At 74.2% G+C, this 16,547-nt stretch carries 16 protein-coding genes; 8 read left to right on the plus strand and 8 right to left on the minus strand.

Annotated features, from left to right (window positions below; all coding sequences use genetic code 11):
- Nucleotides 1-90: 90 nt before the first annotated feature.
- Together ACFPL3_RS26615 and metH are read right to left on the minus strand one after the other, a co-directional pair.
- The gene (locus ACFPL3_RS26615; protein WP_343942629.1) at nucleotides 91-786 is read right to left on the minus strand and encodes an HAD family hydrolase; all 696 of its coding nucleotides are present in this window, start codon (nucleotides 784-786) and stop codon (nucleotides 91-93) included.
- Complete coding sequence (gene metH, locus ACFPL3_RS26620) at nucleotides 776-4,336, minus strand: methionine synthase (RefSeq protein WP_343942630.1); 3,561 nt, start codon at nucleotides 4,334-4,336, stop codon at nucleotides 776-778. The genes ACFPL3_RS26615 and metH overlap by 11 nt, the downstream gene beginning before the upstream one ends.
- A 67-nt stretch (nucleotides 4,337-4,403) precedes the next feature.
- Here metH and ACFPL3_RS26625 point away from each other — a divergent pair, with 67 nt between their 5' ends.
- Both ACFPL3_RS26625 and ACFPL3_RS26630 read left to right on the plus strand, forming a co-directional pair.
- On the plus strand, nucleotides 4,404-5,288 hold the full coding sequence (locus ACFPL3_RS26625) for a PAC2 family protein (RefSeq protein ID WP_343942631.1): 885 nt from the start codon (nucleotides 4,404-4,406) through the stop codon (nucleotides 5,286-5,288).
- A gap of 86 nt (nucleotides 5,289-5,374) precedes the next feature.
- Entirely contained in the window at nucleotides 5,375-6,424 is a 1,050-nt protein-coding gene (locus tag ACFPL3_RS26630; RefSeq protein ID WP_379589697.1) for an MFS transporter, read from the plus strand.
- A gap of 3 nt (nucleotides 6,425-6,427) precedes the next feature.
- On the opposite strand, the gene ACFPL3_RS26635 is transcribed toward ACFPL3_RS26630, so the two are convergent.
- From ACFPL3_RS26635 to ACFPL3_RS26650, 4 genes are read right to left on the minus strand one after another with little or no spacing between them, the layout of a single operon-like run.
- The gene (locus ACFPL3_RS26635; protein WP_343942632.1) at nucleotides 6,428-7,615 is read right to left on the minus strand and encodes a PP2C family protein-serine/threonine phosphatase; all 1,188 of its coding nucleotides are present in this window, start codon (nucleotides 7,613-7,615) and stop codon (nucleotides 6,428-6,430) included.
- A complete protein-coding gene (locus ACFPL3_RS26640) occupies nucleotides 7,612-8,415 on the minus strand; it encodes an alpha/beta fold hydrolase (protein WP_343942633.1) in 804 nt (267 codons plus the stop codon). Before ACFPL3_RS26640 ends, ACFPL3_RS26635 begins: the two co-directional genes overlap by 4 nt.
- A gap of 44 nt (nucleotides 8,416-8,459) precedes the next feature.
- Entirely contained in the window at nucleotides 8,460-8,861 is a 402-nt protein-coding gene (locus tag ACFPL3_RS26645) for a hypothetical protein (protein ID WP_343942634.1), read from the minus strand.
- Nucleotides 8,858-9,226, minus strand: coding sequence for a DUF2237 family protein (locus ACFPL3_RS26650; RefSeq protein ID WP_343942635.1), 369 nt, complete (start codon nucleotides 9,224-9,226; stop codon nucleotides 8,858-8,860). The genes ACFPL3_RS26645 and ACFPL3_RS26650 overlap by 4 nt, the downstream gene beginning before the upstream one ends.
- A 35-nt stretch (nucleotides 9,227-9,261) precedes the next feature.
- Between ACFPL3_RS26650 and ACFPL3_RS26655 the strand changes: the two genes are divergently transcribed.
- Complete coding sequence (locus ACFPL3_RS26655) at nucleotides 9,262-9,426, plus strand: hypothetical protein (RefSeq protein WP_343942636.1); 165 nt, start codon at nucleotides 9,262-9,264, stop codon at nucleotides 9,424-9,426.
- A 558-nt stretch (nucleotides 9,427-9,984) separates the two neighbouring features.
- Here ACFPL3_RS26655 and mshC read toward each other — a convergent pair.
- Nucleotides 9,985-11,232 carry a cysteine--1-D-myo-inosityl 2-amino-2-deoxy-alpha-D-glucopyranoside ligase gene (gene mshC, locus ACFPL3_RS26660; protein ID WP_343942637.1) on the minus strand — a complete coding sequence of 416 codons (1,248 nt, stop codon included), beginning with the start codon at nucleotides 11,230-11,232 and terminating at the stop codon, nucleotides 9,985-9,987.
- 64 nt (nucleotides 11,233-11,296) lie between these two features.
- On the opposite strand from mshC, the gene ACFPL3_RS26665 reads away from it, so the two are divergent.
- On the plus strand, nucleotides 11,297-11,869 hold the full coding sequence (locus ACFPL3_RS26665; protein ID WP_343942638.1) for a TetR/AcrR family transcriptional regulator: 573 nt from the start codon (nucleotides 11,297-11,299) through the stop codon (nucleotides 11,867-11,869).
- A complete protein-coding gene (locus tag ACFPL3_RS26670; RefSeq protein ID WP_343942639.1) occupies nucleotides 11,866-13,032 on the plus strand; it encodes an FAD-dependent monooxygenase in 1,167 nt (388 codons plus the stop codon). The genes ACFPL3_RS26665 and ACFPL3_RS26670 overlap by 4 nt, the downstream gene beginning before the upstream one ends.
- A 5-nt stretch (nucleotides 13,033-13,037) precedes the next feature.
- Here the strand turns inward: ACFPL3_RS26670 and ACFPL3_RS26675 are convergent, their stop codons facing one another.
- The gene (locus ACFPL3_RS26675; RefSeq protein WP_343942640.1) at nucleotides 13,038-13,208 is read right to left on the minus strand and encodes a hypothetical protein; all 171 of its coding nucleotides are present in this window, start codon (nucleotides 13,206-13,208) and stop codon (nucleotides 13,038-13,040) included.
- 100 nt (nucleotides 13,209-13,308) lie between these two features.
- Between ACFPL3_RS26675 and ACFPL3_RS26680 the strand changes: the two genes are divergently transcribed.
- The 3 genes from ACFPL3_RS26680 to ACFPL3_RS26690 are packed head-to-tail and all read left to right on the plus strand — an operon-like array spanning nucleotide 13,309 to nucleotide 16,423.
- On the plus strand, nucleotides 13,309-14,199 hold the full coding sequence (locus ACFPL3_RS26680; protein ID WP_343942641.1) for an N-acetylglucosamine kinase: 891 nt from the start codon (nucleotides 13,309-13,311) through the stop codon (nucleotides 14,197-14,199).
- Nucleotides 14,200-14,231: 32 nt separating this feature from the next.
- The gene (locus ACFPL3_RS26685; protein WP_343942651.1) at nucleotides 14,232-15,257 is read left to right on the plus strand and encodes an SIS domain-containing protein; all 1,026 of its coding nucleotides are present in this window, start codon (nucleotides 14,232-14,234) and stop codon (nucleotides 15,255-15,257) included.
- Complete coding sequence (locus ACFPL3_RS26690) at nucleotides 15,254-16,423, plus strand: N-acetylglucosamine-6-phosphate deacetylase (RefSeq protein WP_343942642.1); 1,170 nt, start codon at nucleotides 15,254-15,256, stop codon at nucleotides 16,421-16,423. Before ACFPL3_RS26685 ends, ACFPL3_RS26690 begins: the two co-directional genes overlap by 4 nt.
- Nucleotides 16,424-16,547: the final 124 nt, after the last annotated feature.

Genomic DNA, 16,547 nt, shown 5'->3' on the forward strand with positions numbered 1-16,547 from the left:
GCGCCCGGTCAGTGCGATGCGCCGGGCGGCCTCAAGCCTCGCACCACGCAGATCACGGCCGGTGAGCGGACCCCGTACCGAGACGAACGGTTACGCCACGCGCTCAGATCGTGCCTGTGCGTAACTGAGGCGGAGTTCGTCCGGGGTCAGGCCGACGAGCGAGTCGCGCGCGACCCGCCGCGGCCCGGGCGGCACCGGCACGTCGCACGGCACGACGAGCACGGCGCAGCCGGCCCGCTCGGCTGCCGTGGCCCCCGTCGGGGAGTCCTCCACCGCCAGGCAGCGCCCGGGGGCGACGCCCAGCAGCTCGGCCGCCCGCAGGTACGGATCGGGGTCGGGCTTGCCGCGCGGCACCTCGTCGCCGCAGACCGTGACGGTGAAGTGCTCGCGCCCGATGCCGTCCAGGGCCTTCTCGGTGAGCGAGCGCAGGGTGTTGGTGACCAGCGCGGTGGGCCAGCCCGCCGCGCGCACCGTGCGCAGCGCGTCGAGGGCGCCCGGGCGCCATTCCAGCCCTGATGCGAACAGCTCGCCCGTGCGCTCGGTGAGCCACTTCGCGGCCTGCGCCGTGCGCGCCGGGTCGGGGTCGAGCCCCAGGTCGTCGAACATGATCCCGAGCGAGCGCGGCATGTTGGAGCCGACCATCGCCTCCCGCGCCTCGGTGGACAGCTCCCCGCCGAGGCGGCGCGCGGTGTCCGCGAGGGAGATCGTCCAGACCTTCTCGGAATCGACCAGGGTGCCGTCCATGTCCCACAGGACAGCGGCCGGACCGGACGGATTACCCTGCATTGAAGTACTTCGCCTCCGGGTGGTGGGCCACGAGCGCGTCGGTCGACTGCTCGGGATGCAGCTGCAGCTCCTCGGACAACTGCACCCCGATCCTGCCGGGTTGCAGCAGCTCCACGATCTTGGTGCGGTCCTCGAGGTTCGGGCAGGCGCCGTAGCCGAGCGAGTACCGCGCGCCGCGGTAGCCGAGTGAGAAGAACTCCTCGACGTCGGCCGGGTCCTCCGCGGCCACCGCGCCGCCGCCCGGGAACACCAGCTCCTCGCGGATCCGCCGGTGCCAGTGCTCCGCGAGCGCCTCGGTGAGCTGCACGCCGAGGCCGTGGACCTCCAGGTAGTCGCGGTAGGCGTCCTTCGCGAAGAGCTCGGCCGCGTAGTCGGCGATGGGCTGCCCCATCGTCACCAGGTGCAGCGGGAGCACGTCCACGACGCCCTCCGCGATCGCGCGGTCGCGCGGGCGCCAGAAGTCGGCGAGGCAAAGGTGCCGGTCGCGGCGCTGGCGCGGGAACGTGAAGCGGAACCGCTCCCCGGCATCGGGCCGCGGCTGCGTCAGCACCAGCAGCGAGTCGCCCTCGGCCACCGCGGGGAAGTACCCGTAGACCACGGCGGCGTGCGCGAGGACCCCCTCGGTGGACAGCCGCTCCAGCCAGTACCGCAGGCGCGGGCGGCCCTCGGTGTCCACGAGCTCCTCGTAGGTGGGGCCGGCTCCGCCCCGCGCCCCCCGCAGGCCCCACTGGCCCAGGAACAGCGCGCGCTCGTCCACCAGGCCCGCGTAGTCGGCCACAGCGATGCCCTTGACCACGCGGGTGCCCCAGAACGGCGGGGTGGGGATCGGGTTGTCCAGGGCGACGTCCGAGCGCGCGGGCAGCGGGCCCGCCGCCTCCGCCTCGGCCGCCCTGCGCTTCGCGGCGATGCGCCGTGAACGCTCGTGGCGCGCCTTGCGCTCGGCCCGCTTCGCCTCCTCCTCCGGGTCCACCTCGGGTGCGTCGCCGCGGGCGCGCGCCATCGTGGCGTCCATCAGGCGCAGGCCCTCGAAGGCGTCCCGGGCGTACGAGACGCGGCCGTCGTAGACCTCCGTGAGGTCGTTCTCGACGTAGGAGCGGGTGAGGGCGGCACCGCCGAGCAGCACGGGCAGCTCCTTGGCCACCCCGCGCGCGTTCATCTCCTGCAGGTTCTCCTTCATCACCACCGTGGACTTCACCAGCAGCCCGGACATGCCCACGGCATCGGCGCGGTGCTCCTGCGCTGCGGCCAGGATCGTCGAGACCGGCTGCTTGATGCCCAGGTTGATCACGGTGTAGCCGTTGTTGGTGAGGATGATGTCCACGAGGTTCTTGCCGATGTCGTGGACGTCGCCCTTGACGGTGGCGAGCACGATGGTGCCCTTGCCGGAGGAGTCGCTCTTCTCCATGTGCGGTTCCAGGTGGGCCACCGCCGCCTTCATCACCTCCGCGGAGGCGAGTACGAACGGCAGCTGCATCTGGCCCGACCCGAACAGCTCACCGACGGTCTTCATGCCGGAGAGCAGCGTGTCGTTGATGATCTCCAACGCCGGGCGCTGCTCCAGCGCCGCGTCGAGGTCGGCCTCGAGGCCGCCCCGCTCGCCGTCGACGATCCGCCGCTCCAGGCGCTCGAACAGCGGCAGCGCCGCCAGCTCCTCGGCACGCCCCGCCTTGGCCGAGGACGCGGTGACGCCCTCGAACAGCTCCATGAACCTGTTGAGCGGGTCGTAGCCGGGGCGCCTGCGGTCGTAGAGCAGGTCCAGGGCCACCGAACGCTGCTCGTCCGCGATCCGCGACATCGGCACGATCTTCGCCGCCGAGACGATCGCGGTGTCCAGACCCGCGTTCACGGCCTCGTGCAGGAACACCGAGTTGAGCACCTGGCGGGCCGCTGCGTTCAGCCCGAAGGAGATGTTGGAGACGCCCAGCGTCGTCTGCACGTCCGGGTGACGGCGCTTGAGCTCGCGGATCGCCTCGATCGTCTCGAAGCCGTCGCGGCGAACCTCCTCCTGCCCGGTGGTGATCGGGAAGGTGAGCGTGTCGACCACGATGTCCTCGACGTGCATCCCGTGGTTCTCGGTGAGGTCGCGGATCAGCCGCTCGGCCACCCGCACCTTCCACTCCGCGGTGCGGGCCTGGCCCTCCTCGTCGATGCACAGCGCCACCACCGCGCAGCCGTGCTCGCGCACCAGCTCCATCGCCCGCTGGAACCGCGAGCCGGGGCCGTCGCCGTCCTCGTAGTTGACCGAGTTGACGATGCAGCGCCCGCCCAGGCGCTCCAGCCCGGCGCGCAGCACCTCCGGCTCGGTGGAGTCCAGCATGATCGGCAGCGTGGACGCCGTGGCCAAGCGCCCGGCCAGCTCGTTCATGTCGGCAACGCCGTCGCGGCCGACGTAGTCGACGCACAGGTCGATCAGGTGCGCGCCGTCGCGGGTCTGCTCGCGGGCGATCGCGACGCAGTCCTCCCACGCCTCGGCGAGCATCGCCTCCCGGAACTTCTTCGACCCGTTGGCGTTGGTGCGCTCGCCGATCATGAGCACCGAGACGTCCTGCCGGAACGGCACCGCGGCGTACAGCGAGCTCACGCCCGGCTCGGGGCGGGGCCTGCGTTCGGCGGGCCGCAGGTCGCGCACCGCGGCGGCCACCGTGCGGATGTGCTCGGGTGTGGTGCCGCAGCAGCCCCCGACCAGCCGCAGCCCGTAGTCGCGCACGAACGTGGCGAGCGCCTCGGCGAGCTCGTCCGGGGTGAGCGGGTACTCCGCGCCGTTCGACCCGAGCCGCGGCAGCCCGGCGTTGGGCATCACCGACAGCGGGATCCGCGCGTGCTTGGTGAGCGTGCGCAGGTGCTCGCTCATCTCGGCCGGGCCGGTGGCGCAGTTCAGCCCGATCACGTCGACGCCGAGCGGCTCGATCGCCGTGAGCGCCGCCCCGATCTCGGTGCCCAGCAGCATGGTGCCCGTGGTCTCCACGGTGACCTGGGCGATCAACGGGATGCGCCGGCCCTCCGCGGCCATCGCCCGCTGCATCCCGTGCACCGCGGCCTTCACCTGCAGCAGGTCCTGGCAGGTCTCCACGATGAACGCGTGGGCACCGCCGGCGAGCAGGCCGCGCCCGCACTCGGTGTAGGCGTCGCGCAGGCGCGCGAACGTCTCGTGGCCCAGCGTGGGCAGCTTGGTGCCCGGACCCACCGAGCCCAGGACGAAGCGCGGGCACTCCGGCGTGGACAGCTCGTCGGCGACCTCCCGCGCCAGCTCCGCCCCCTTCTGCGCGAGCTCGCGGATCCGGTCGGCGATGCCGTACTCGGCGAGGTTGGGCAGGTTGGCCCCGAACGTGTTGGTCTCTACGGCGTCGGCGCCCGCCTCAAGGTAGGCGCGGTGGATGTGGCGCACCACGTCCGGGCGCGTGTCGTTGAGGACCTCGTTGCAGCCCTCGAGCCCGGCGAAGTCGTCCAGCCCCAGGTCGGCCGCCTGCAACATCGTGCCCATCGCCCCGTCGGCGAGCACCACGCGCTCGGAGAGCGCGTCGAGGAACGTCGAGTCGAGATCGGACCGCACGGGCCCCACGGTAACCGCCGCGGGGGAGGTCCCGGCCGAGCAGCGCGGGTAGCCGTAGGCTGGACCGATGACCGATCGCGATCCGCGAACCGGAGCGTCAGGCGACCTGCCGCGTCTGGTCGAACCGGTGATGATCGCCGCCTTCGAGGGGTGGAACGACGCAGGCGAGGCCGCCAGCACCGCGCTGGAGCACCTCGAGCTGAGCTGGGACGCCACACCGCTGGCGTCGATCGACCCCGAGGACTACTACGACTTCCAGGTCACGCGCCCCCACGTCCGGATGGCCGACGGCGTCACCCGGAAGATCGAGTGGCAGACCACCCGGTTGTCGATGGCGAAGCTGCCGGGCACCGAGCGGCACGTCGTCCTCGTCAACGGCATCGAACCCAACCTGCGCTGGCGCAGCTTCTGCAAGGAGCTGCTCGGCTTCGTCGAGAAGCTCGGCGTCACCAAGGTCGTCACGCTCGGGGCGCTGCTCACCGACACCCCGCACACCCGGCCCACCCCGGTGAGCGGGATCTCCTACGACAAGTCCTCCGCGGGCGAGTTGCGCGTCGAGCCGTCGAGCTACCAGGGCCCCACCGGGATCGTGGGCGTCTTCCAGAACGCGTGCGTCGAGGCGGGCGTCCCGGCGGTGTCGTTCTGGGCGTCGGTGCCGCACTACGTCTCGCAGGCCCGCGTGCCCAAGGCCGCCGTGGCCCTGCTGCACCGAGTGGAGGAGGTCCTCGACGTCGAGGTGCCGCTCGGTGGGCTGCCCGAGCAGGCCGAGGAGTGGGAGCGCACCGTCTCGGAGATGGCCGAGGCCGACGACGAGGTGCGCGAATACGTGCGCCAGCTCGAGGAGCAGGCCGAGGCCGAGGGCGACGCGCTTCCCGAGGCCGACGGGGACGCCATCGCCGCCGACTTCGAGCGGTACCTGCGCCGCCGCGGCACGGGGGGCTCGGGCAACTGAGATCCCCGGGGGGTGCCGCGTTCGCTCGCGCGGGGCTCTACGCCGGTGCCTTCCTCGGGCCGTTCGGTGCCGGCATCACCGTTGCGATGCTGCCCGAGCTCGGGTCGTCCTACGGTGTGGCTCCGGGCACGGCGTCGCTGTCGGTCACGGCGTACTTCCTGCCGTTCGCAGCTGTCATGCTGTTCTCCGGCGCCCTGGGCGAACGCTGGGGACGGCGCCGCACGGTCGTCCTCGGCTACGCCGGCTACGTGCTCGCGTCGGTGGCGTGCATCCTGGCCACCACGTTCCCGCTGTTCCTCGTGGCGCGGGCGCTGCAGGGCGCCGCCAACGCGTTCACCACGCCGCTGCTGCTCTCGGCCCTCGGCGCCGCCGCGGCACCCGGGCGGCTGGGCCGGGCCCTGGGCTGGTTCGGGTCGCTGCAGGCGGCGGGGCAGACCTCCGCCCCGCTGATCGGCGGGCTCGCCGCGGAGGCCGACTGGCGGTTCGCGTTCGCGGGCGTCGCGGTGGTGGCCGCCGTGCTGGGCGTGATCGGCATCCCCGCCGACGAGGTGGACGGCCGCGAGCACCAGCCGCTCGGCCGGGCGCTGCGCGCGGCCATGCGCCCCGCGGTGCTGCGCATCGGCCTCGCCGCCGCGCTGGGCTGGGGCTGCCTCACCGGGCTGAGCTTCATGGTCGCTCTCCGGCTCGAGGAGGTGTTCGGGATCGGGGCCGGGCCGCGTGGGCTCGTGCTCACCGGCGCCGGCATCGCCGGGCTTCTCACGGCCCGGCTCGTGGGCGGCGGCGTCGACCGCATCGGGCGGCGCCGGAGCGTGCTCACGGGCGCCGGGTTCGGGGTGCTGGTCGTCCTCGCGGTCGGGACGCTGCCCGCGGTCTGGGCGGTGGTCGCGGCGTGGGCGGTCAGCGGCGTGGCCACCCAGCTCATGCTCGTCGGCGTCAACGCCATCGTGCTGGGCTCCGAGCTGAGCAGCGGGGGCGCGGTGTCCGTGGTGCAGTCGCTGCGCTTCGGCGGGGGCGCCCTGAGCCCGGTGGCGTTCACCCCGCTCTACCACGCCGACCCGCTCGCCGGCTTCGTCGTGCCCGCCGCCCTCCTCGCCGTGGGCCTGCCCGCCCTGCTGCCGCGCACCCGCGGCGGCTGACGGTCAGGTGGCCGGCACCCCGACGGCGAGCACGGCGGTGTCGTCGTCCAGCAGATCGCTTGCCTCGGCCAGCAGGCCCCGCAGCGCCTCGACCAGCGCAGGCGCGCTCGCCGGCGCGAGCCCCGCGGCGAACTCGCGCAGCGCCGCCTCCTCGTAGCGGTCGCGCGAGGCGTCCACCCGCATCTCGGTGAGGCCGTCGGTGTAGAGCAGCAGCGTATCGCCTGGCCCCAGGTCGACCTGCGCGCCGACGAAGAGCGGATCGGGCAGCACCCCGACCAGCTGACCGCCCGGGGCGTGCACGAAGTCCGCCGTGCCGTCGGCCCGCAGCAGCAGCGCGGGCGGATGGCCGCCGTGCGCCAGCTCGACGCGGTACCCCGAACCGCACGGCGTCAGCCGCCCGGCCAGCACCGTGCAGAAACGGGTGTCACCCACCTCTTGCTTGATCACCGAGTTGAGGGTGCGCAGCACGGCCACCGGGTCGGCGTCGTGCACTGCGGCGGCCCGCACCGTGTACCGCGCCAGCGACGTCACCGCCGCCGCCTCCGCGCCTTTGCCGCAGACGTCGCCCAGCACGATCCCCCACCCGTCGCCGGGCAGCGGGAACAGGTCGTAGAAGTCGCCGCTCACCTCGTCCGCCGACGCCGCGTGGAAGTGCGCGGCCACCTCTGCCCCCGGCATCGCGGGCAGCACCGGCGGCAACAGGCTGCGCTGCAGCGCGGCGGCCAGCCGCCGCACCTGGTCGCGCTCCCGGTCCGCCGCCTGGCGCGCCCGCAGCAGCTCCTGCTCGTAGGCCCGGCGGTCGCGCGCCTCGAACACGGCGATGCGGATCCGTCCCGGCTTCCCGTCCGCTCCGGTCCGGAGCTTGCACGTCACCAGCACCGGCAGCCGCTCCCCCGCGGCGGTCCGCAGCTCGAGGGCGATCCCGCCGACCTCGCCCCGCATCTGCAGCAGCGGGAACAGGTGGGTCTCGCAGTAGATCCGGCCCCCCACCGTCAGCAGGTCGGAGAAGCGCCGCACCCCCACCACCTGCTCGCGCTCGTACCCGAGCCAGCGCAGCAACGTGGTGTTGAGCCCGGTGACCACGCCGTCCGGCGTCGTCGACAGGTAGCCGCACGGCGCGTACTCGTAGAGCTCCTCGGCGGTCTCGTCCGGGATCGCCGGCCGGCGCTCCGGGTCGGGGACCGCCGTCACCGGGTCGTGGCGGCGAACTCCGCAATCGCCTCGCTCGTGGCCTCCGGCGCGCTCAGCTGCGGGCAGTGGCCGGTGGCCTCCAGGGTGACCAGGCGGCTGCCGCGCACCGAGGAGTGCACGTAGGCACCCACCTCCGGCGGGGCGATGGCGTCCTCGCGGCACTCGATGACCAGCGTCGGCACCGTGACCGCGGAGAGGTCGGCGCGGTTGTCCGACAGGAACGTGGCCCGCGCGAACACCCGCGCGATGGCCGGGTCGCTGCGGCAGAAGCTGTTGGTCAGCTCCTCGCCCAGCTCGGGACGCTCCGGGTTGCCCATGATCACCGGCGCCATCGCCGCCGACCAGCCCAGGTAGTTGCTCTCCAGCGACTCGAGCAGCTCGTCGATGTCGGCCCGGCTGAACCCGCCCCGGTAGTCCCCGTCGTCGACGTAGCGCGGCGACGGCGTCAGCAGCACCAGCCCGCCGAAGCGATCAGGTTCCCGGTTGGCGGCCAGCACGGAGATCATCGCGCTCACCGAGTGGCCGACGAGCACCACGTCGCGCAGATCCAGCTCCGCGCAGACCTCCAGCACGTCCTCGGCGTAACCGGCCAGCGACGAGTAGCGCTCCTCGCTCCACGCCGACACGTCCGACCCGCCCGCCCCCACGTGGTCGAACAGCACCACCCGGAAGTCGCGGGCCAGCCGCGGCACGACGAGGCGCCACATGTTCTGGTCGCACCCGAACCCGTGCGCGAGCAGCACGGTGCGCCCGTGCGGGGGGCCGACGACCGTGACGTTGTTGCGGCTCCTTACGTCCACCTGCGAATCCTCTCGATGGCGCGGCGCTCGTGCCGCCCCGCCCATCAGCCCCCGAGCACGGACAGGAGTGCGCGAGCGTATGCGCGTTCCGCGTCGACGTCCACGTGACGCTCCTCCGCCCCGCCCACGCCGTCGACCACCACGGCAAAACCGTCCCCGATCGGCTCCAGCCGCCGGAACCGCGACCCGAGCGCCTCCCGCAGCTGGCCCTCGTGGGGCAGCCACACCACCGCCTCCTGCGGCACGCTGTCCAGCGCCCACTCCGTGGTGCCGTTGAAGCGGATCAGCGGCCCGGTGGGCGCCTGGTGGACGTCGATCGTCAACTCGGACACGACGAACACGTCCGCGTCCATCTCGCGCCCGGGGATCACGAACCGGTCGCCGGACGCCGGCGTCCACTCCAGGCCGGCCTCCCGCAGCCGCAGCGCGAGCTCGACGGAGATCATGTGGTCTCCGGCGCGGCGTGGCGCCGCAGGTCGGCGAGATCCACCCAGTCCAGCGTGCGCGCGTGCGTGGCCTCCAGCACCACCGGAGGCGCCACCCCGGCCTCCAGCGCCTCCGCCCAGCGGTCGGCGCACACGCACCACCGGTCCCCCGGCCGCAGCCCGGCGAACCCGAACTCGGGCCGCGGCGTCACCAGGTCGTTGCCCCGGCTCGCCCCGAACTCCAGGAACTCGGCCGTGACCTGCGCGCACACCGTGTGCACGCCGGCATCCTCCGCCCCCGTGTCGCAGCACCCCGTGCGGTAGAAGCCGGTGATCGGGTCGGTGCCGCACGTCTGCAGCTCGCCACCCAGCACGTTGCGCGCCATGTGCCCCAGCCAACCAGACCGGGTAGCCCCACCGCATGACCCGACCCGATGCCGCCCCCGAGCCGGACCCGCCCCGCCCGCCCGGCACGCCCGACCTGGACGTCGACCTCCCGGCCGGCGAGGGCGGCGACGACGAGCCGGGCAACCTCCCCGGCGAGGACGTGGAGCCCGACGCCGGGGCGATGGAGCCGCCGGACTGAGGCCCCCGCGCGCTCACACACCACCTCGGGCACCGACACACCGATTGCAGTAGGTGTGTGAGCACCACGACCGGTGTGCCAGCACCTCCAACTCCAGGAGCGTCGCCGAGCAGAGCAACCGTTGCCGAGCAGCCGCCGGCCGCGGATCTCCGAGGGCTCGCACACCACCTTCGGGGCTGACACACCGATTGCAGTCGGTGTGTGAGTACCACGACCGGTGTGCCAGCACGAGAACGGTGCGCCGGCACCGCCGGCGGAGCCTCGCTGAGCGCTCACACACCACCTCGGGCACCGACACACCGATTGCAGTCGGTGTGTGAGCACCACTACCGGTGTGCGAGCAGGAGAACGGTGTGCCAGGTTGGCCGGCGGCGGACTCGGCGGCGCCTCACACACCGACTATGACGCCGACACACCGGTTGCAGTCGGTGTGCGAGCGCCACCGGCGGTGTGTGAACACGACATCGGTGTGCCGGCCCTGCCCGGCGGCGCCCTCGCTGGGGCTCACACACCACCGTTGGCGCTGACAAACCGGTTGCAGCCGGTGTGGGAGCACCGTCAGCGGGGCCGCAGGTCCACCCCGAGGAGCGCGTCGACGGCGGCGCGGGCGAGGGCGGGCGCCCCCGCGTCCTGGCCCCGCCGTTCCAGGGCCTCGGCGGCCCAGGCGTCGACGGCGGCGAGGGCACCCGGGGTGTCGAGGTCGTCGGCGAGGTGGGCGCGCAGCTGGGCGACGAGGTCGTCGGCGGGCGGGCCGGCGGGGAGCGCCACGGCCTCGCGCCAGCGGGCGAGGCGCTGCTGCGCGGTGGCGAGCAGGTCGGCGGTCCAGGCGCGGTCGGTGCGGTAGTGCCCGGCCAGCAGGGCGAGCCGGATCGCGTTGGGGTCGACCTCCTCGGCGCGCAGCTTGGAGACGAACACCAGGTTGCCGCGTGACTTGGACATCTTCTCGCCGTCGAGGCCGATCATCCCGGCGTGCACGTAGTGCCGGGCGAACGGGTGGACGCCGGTGAACGCCTCGGCGTGCGCGGCGCCGAACTCGTGGTGGGGGAAGACGAGGTCGGAGCCGCCGCCGTTGAGGTCGATCTGGTTGCCGAGCCGGTTGAGGGCGATGGCGGTGCACTCGACGTGCCAGCCGGGGCGGCCGGGGCCGAGGTCGGATTCCCACTGCGGTTCGCCGGGGCGCGCCATGCGCCACAGCAGTGCGTCGGTGGGGTGGCGCTTGCCGGGGCGGTCGGGGTCGCCGCCGCGTTCGCGCGAGAGCGCGATCATGGTGGCTTCGTCGTAGTTCGACTCGTAGCCGAAGTGGCCGCTGGCGGTGGAGTCGAAGTAGACGTCGGGGTACTCGGGGTCGGCGACGCGGTAGGCCGCGCCGGCCGCGAGCAGCTTGCCCACGAGCTCGGCGATCTCCCCCATCGCCTCCACCGCGCCGATGTACTGCCGGGGCGGGAGTACCCGCAGCGCCTGCATGTCCTCGCGGAACAGGGCGGTCTCGCGCATGCCGAGCACCACCCAGTCGTCGTGGTCGCGGGCGGCGCGCTCGAGCAGCGGGTCGTCGATGTCGGTGACGTTCTGCACGTAGTGCACGTCGTGGCCGAGGTCGCGCCAGACGCGGTTGACGAGGTCGAACGCCAGGTAGGTGGCGGCGTGCCCGAGGTGGGTGGCGTCGTACGGGGTGATGCCGCAGACGTACATCGTGGCCGTGCCGCCCGGGGCCGTGGGCCGGATCCGGCCCGAGGCCGTGTCGTGCAGCCGCAGCGGTGGTCCTCCGCCCTCGAGCCGCGGGACGTCGACGGATGCCCAGGTCTGCATAGGGACAACGTACGTGATGCTATCGTTTGGACGAGTGCCCAAGGCGATCGCCCAAGGAGGGCTGATGACGGAGACCGCGGCGAGCCGGGGCCGGGTGGTCCGGCAGCGGTTGCTGCAGGCCGCGCGCGAGCTCGTGCCGGAGCGCGGCTGGACGGCGGTGAGCACGCGCACGGTCGCCGATCGCGCCGGGGTGGCACCGGGGCTGGTGCACTACCACTTCGCCTCGCTGCAGGCGTTGCTGGCCGAGGCGGCCGTGGGTGCGCTGGGCGAGATGGTCGACGGGGTCGGGGCGCTGCTGCAGCAGGCCCGCACCCCCGTCGAGCTCGTCGACGCGATCGCGGCCGAGGTCGACCGCTACACCGGAACCGACCCGGCCTCGCTGCTCGCCGTCGAGACCTACCTCGCCGCCACGCGTGATCCCGACCTGCGCGAGCGCCTGACCGGCGTCCTCGACGACTTCCGGGGCCAGGTGGGTGCGTGGTTGCGCGAGCGCGGCGTGCCCGACCCGGACGCCACGGCCGCGGTGCTCGCCGCCGTGATCGACGGGGTGCTGCTGCACCGGGCGCTCACCCCGCTGCCGGCCGCCGGCGTGGCCGGGGTGCTGCACCGGATCGTCGAGGGAGGCGACAGCCGATGAAGGTCGCGATCTGCGGAGCCGGGATCTCCGGGCTCGCGCTCGCCCACCGCATGCACGCCCACGGGTGGGACGTCGTGGTGCTGGAGCGCGCGCCCGGGCCCCGCGAGCAGGGCTACATGATCGATTTCTTCGGGCCGGGTTTCGACGCCGCGGACGCGATGGGGCTGGTTCCGGCACTGCACGATCGGGCCCATCCGATCGATCAGGCCGCCTACGTGGACGACGCCGGGCGCACCACGGCCCACCTCACCTTCGCCCGCTTCGCCGCCACCGAGGACGGACGGCTGCTGAGCCTGCTGCGCTCCGACCTCGAGGCAGTGCTGCGCGAGCGGCTGCCCGCCGCGGTCGACCTGCGATTCGGCGCGGGCGTGGTGGAGGTGCGCGACGAGCCCGGCGGCGTGGAGGTCGGGCTGGCCGACGGCGCCCGCCTGCGCGCCGATCTGCTCGTCGGGGCGGACGGGATCCATTCCACGGTGCGGCGGCTGGTCTTCGGCGAGGAGGAGCGCTTCCTGCGCTACCTCGGGTTCCACACGGCCGCCTTCCAGTTCCACGACCCGGTGGTGGAGGAGGCCACTCGGCGCCGGGTCTGCCTCACCGACACCGCGCAGCGGCAGATGGGCGTCTACGGGCTGGGCGAGGGCCGGGTGGCGGTGTTCACCGTGCACCGCACCCCCGACCCCGCGCTGCCCGCCGACGCCCGCGCAGCCGTCCAGGAGGAGTACCGCTCGCTCGGCTGGCTCGTGCCCCGGGCGCTCGCCGCGTGCCCGCCCTCGTCCGAGGTGTTCTACGACCAGGTGGCGCAGATCGAGCTGCCGCGGTGGAGCAGCGGGCGGGTGACGTTGCTGGGGGACGCGTGCGCGGCGGTGTCGCTGCTCGCGGGCCAGGGTGCGTCGCTCGGCATCGCGGGCGCGTACGTCCTGGCCGAGGAGCTGGCGTCCGCGCCGAGCGTCGAGGCGGGCCTCGAGCGCTACGAGCGGGTCTGGCGCCCGGTGGTCCTCGACCGGCAGGAGGTCGGAAGGCGGGCGGCGCGCTGGTTCCTGCCGGCCTCGCGGGGTCAGGTGCTGCTGCGCCGCGCGATCCTGCGGCTGGGCGGGTTGCCCGGCATGGATCGGCTGATCGTGGGTGCCATCACCGGCAACCGGACGCCCGCCGTGGTGCGGTGACCCGGTCAGGCCCACCACTCGTGCGGGAGCTTCGCCTCGATGTCGCGCACGTGCCTGCGGGCGCACGCCGGGCAGAGCCAGTGCTCGCGGCCGTCGGCGTCGCGCTCGTGCACCCAGGTGAGGGCGCTCGCGGCGTCCGGGTCCGGGCTGGTGCCGCACTCTCGGCAGGGGCGCATCCGCCCATGGTGCACCGCACGTTCACTTGCCCGAGGTCGAGCCCCGTGACAACCTGAGGCAAGTCATCTAGACCAAACGTCTATTTCTGCGAGGGTGCGGGTGCAGACCGTCATCGGAGTCGACATCGGCGGCTCCAAGACCCACGGGATCCGCGCGGTCGACGGCGAACCGGTCGCCGAGGCGGTGGCGGGCAGCGCCAACCTCGCCGCGGTGGGAGCGGCCGAGGCCGCCCGCCAGCTCGACGCGCTGTTCACCCGGCTGGACACCCGCGGGGTCGCCACGGTCTGCGTCGGGGCGGCGGGTGCCGACGGCACCGAGTCGATCGCCACCCTCACGCGAATCATCACCGAACGCGTGCCGGGTGCGCGGGTGAGCGTGGTGCACGACGCCCGGCTCGTCCTCGCCGCCGAGGGCATCGACGCCGGTGTCTCCCTGATCGCGGGCACCGGCTCGGTGGCGTGGGGGCGGCGCGCCGACGGCACCGAGGCGCGCGCCGGCGGATGGGGCCACCTGCTGGGCGACGAGGGCAGCGGCTACCGCGTGGCGATCGACGCGGTCCGCCACGCCCTGGACCGGATGGACGCGGGCGTCCCCGCCGACCCGCTCACCACCGCCCTGGTGGCCGACTGCGGCCTCGCCGACCGCACCGAGCTGATCGACTTCGTCTACACCACGCAGGACCGGCGATACTGGGCGGAGCGCGCCGCCGTCGTCGTCGAGCGGGCGGCGCAGGGCGACCCGGCCGCCACCGCGATCGTCGACGGGGCCGCCGACGCGCTCGCCGCGCTGGCCACGCGGGTGCTCGGCAGGCTGGACCTGCCCGGCCCCGTGGTGCTCGGCGGTGGGTTCGCCGTGCACCAGCCGCTCCTGCAGCAGGCCGTGCGCGACCGGCTCGGCGACGTCGACGTGCACCTGCTCACCCACGCCCCGGCCGTCGGCGCCCTGCGCCTCGCGGCCGCACTCGAACCGGAGATGCTGGAGACCCCGTGACGCCTGCACTGACCGCCCGGCCCGGCCACCTCATGGCCGCCGAGATCGGCGAGCAGCCCGCCGTCTGGCGCAGCCTGCTCGCCCACGGCGACGCGGCCGGGATCGACGGGGCGGCCGCGCTGATCCGCAGCAGGCGGCCGCGCGCGGTGCTGTTCGTCGCCCGCGGCACCAGCGACCACGCGGCGCTCTACGCGAAGTACCTCGTGGAGATCCGCCACGGCCTGCCCGCCGGGCTCGTCTCCCCCTCGACGATGACCGCTTACGGCGCGCGACCGGACCTGCGGGACGTGCTGATGATCGGGGTCAGCCAGTCCGGCGGCTCCCCCGACCTCGTCCGCTCCCTCGCGGTGGCCGGCGAGCAGGGCGCGCTCACCGTGGCCGTCACCAACGACGCGTCGTCGACGCTGGCGCAGACGGCGCACGCGCACGTCGACGTGCTCGCGGGCCCGGAGCGCTCGGTGGCGGCCACGAAGTCCTACACGGCCCAGCTGCTGGCGCTCTACCTGCTGCTCGAGAAGGTGCGGGGCGTCGACGGGCGCGATGCGGCGGCCGCGCTGCCGGACCTGGGCGACGCTGTGCTCGCCCGCGACGCCGAGGTCGTCGCGCTCGCGCAGCGCTACCGGTTCGCGCAGCGGATGCTCACCACCGCCCGGGGCTACTCCTACCCCACCGCGCGTGAGGCCGCGCTGAAGCTGATGGAGACCTCCTACGTATCGGCGCAGGCGTTCTCCGGCGCCGACCTGCTGCACGGCCCGCTCGCGCTGGTCGACCCCCAGGTGCCGGTGCTGGCCGTCGTGGCCTCTGGTGTGGGCGGCGAGGCGATGGGCGACGTGCTCCCCCGGCTCGCGGAGCGCAACGCCGACGTGTGCTGCGTGGGCCACCCGGCGGCGGTGGCCGACGCAGCCGTCGGTTTCGCGCTGCCCGACGGCGCCCCGGACGAGCTGTCCCCGCTGCTGGAGATCCTGCCGTTCCAGCTGCTCGCGCTGCACGTGGCCGTCGCGCGCGGGGGTGACCCGGACGCCCCGCGCGGGCTGTCGAAGATCACGGAGACCCTGTGATCCTCGCCGCTGGCACGCTCGTCGCCGACGATCTCCCGGTCGGGCCCGGCTGGGTGGAGGTCGACGGCGACCGGATCGCCGCCACCGGGTCGGGCCCGCCGCCGCGGCCCGCCGACGTCGATCTCGGGGAGTGCCTGCTCGTCCCCGGGTTCGTCGACATGCACGTGCACGGCGGTGCGGGCGCCGCCTTCCCGGACGGCGACGCCGACGCCGCGCTGCGGGCGGTCCGGTTCCACCGCGCGCACGGCAGCACCACGATGGTCGCGAGCCTCGTGGCCGCCGGCCACGACGAGCTGCTGAAGACCGTCGAGGCCCTGGCCGAGCTGGTGGTCGACGGGGAGCTCGCCGGCGTGCACCTCGAGGGGCCGTGGCTCGCCGCCGCCCGCTGCGGGGCACACGATCCGCGGCAGCTGCGCGACCCCGAGCCGGCAGAACTCGAGCGGCTGCTGCGGGTCGGGGACGGCGCCGTCCGGATGGTCACGCTGGCCCCGGAACGCGACGGCGGGCTGGCCGCGGTGCGCCGCATCGTCGACGCCGGGGCCGTGGCCGCGCTCGGCCACACCGACGCCAGCTACGCGCTCACCCGCGAAGCGATCGACGCCGGCGCCCGGGTCGGCACCCACCTGTTCAACGCGATGGCCCCGGTGCACCACCGCGAACCGGGCCCGGCCGTGGCGCTGCTGGAGGACCCGCGGGTCACGGTCGAGCTGGTGACCGACGGGCTGCACGTGCACCCCGCGCTGTGGGAGCACGTGGTGCGCAGCGCCGGGGCCGACCGGGTGGCGGCCGTGACCGACGCGATGGCTGCCGCGGGCATGCCGGACGGCGAGTACCACCTCGGCGCGATGCGGGTGACCGTGGCCGACGGGGTGGCGCGGATCGCCTCGGGCACCGACGGCGGCGTGGGCGCCATCGCCGGCAGCACGGCCACCACGGACGCCCTCTTCGCGAACGTCGTGCGGCACGCCGGAGGGTCCCGGGCCGACGCGCTGCGCCGGGCCGTCGCCCTCACCGCGGGCAGCCCCGCCCGCGCGCTCGGGCTCGCCGACGTCGGGACGATCGCACCCGGCCGGCGCGCCGACCTGGTGGTGCTCGACGATCAGCTCAGGGTGCGCGGGGTCTACCGCGCTGGTGTGCCGGCGGCGCCGGCACCGCTGCCGGACTGACCGGGGCCGCCCCTAGGGCAGGCTTCGCGGGCAGGCCAGGGGCCTGCCTGACCTGGCGCGCGGCGCCACCAGGAGGCTGTCTCCATGGGAGGACTGGGCCGCGGCGATCAAGGGGAAAAGGGTC

It is taken from the genome of Pseudonocardia zijingensis (assembly GCF_042657305.1).
GTDB lineage: Bacteria > Actinomycetota > Actinomycetes > Mycobacteriales > Pseudonocardiaceae > Pseudonocardia > Pseudonocardia zijingensis.

Coding starts and splice junctions, on each gene's coding strand:
- ACFPL3_RS26655 (WP_343942636.1), top strand. CDS start 9,262: ATGACCCGACCCGATGCCGCCCCCGAGCCGGACCCGCCCCGCCCGCCC.
- ACFPL3_RS26630 (WP_379589697.1), top strand. CDS start 5,375: ATGCTGCCCGAGCTCGGGTCGTCCTACGGTGTGGCTCCGGGCACGGCG.
- ACFPL3_RS26625 (WP_343942631.1), top strand. CDS start 4,404: ATGACCGATCGCGATCCGCGAACCGGAGCGTCAGGCGACCTGCCGCGT.
- mshC (WP_343942637.1), bottom strand. CDS start 11,232: ATGCAGACCTGGGCATCCGTCGACGTCCCGCGGCTCGAGGGCGGAGGA.
- ACFPL3_RS26650 (WP_343942635.1), bottom strand. CDS start 9,226: ATGGCGCGCAACGTGCTGGGTGGCGAGCTGCAGACGTGCGGCACCGAC.
- ACFPL3_RS26685 (WP_343942651.1), top strand. CDS start 14,232: ATGGCCGCCGAGATCGGCGAGCAGCCCGCCGTCTGGCGCAGCCTGCTC.
- ACFPL3_RS26675 (WP_343942640.1), bottom strand. CDS start 13,208: ATGCGCCCCTGCCGAGAGTGCGGCACCAGCCCGGACCCGGACGCCGCG.
- ACFPL3_RS26645 (WP_343942634.1), bottom strand. CDS start 8,861: ATGATCTCCGTCGAGCTCGCGCTGCGGCTGCGGGAGGCCGGCCTGGAG.
- ACFPL3_RS26670 (WP_343942639.1), top strand. CDS start 11,866: ATGAAGGTCGCGATCTGCGGAGCCGGGATCTCCGGGCTCGCGCTCGCC.
- ACFPL3_RS26615 (WP_343942629.1), bottom strand. CDS start 786: ATGCAGGGTAATCCGTCCGGTCCGGCCGCTGTCCTGTGGGACATGGAC.
- ACFPL3_RS26665 (WP_343942638.1), top strand. CDS start 11,297: ATGACGGAGACCGCGGCGAGCCGGGGCCGGGTGGTCCGGCAGCGGTTG.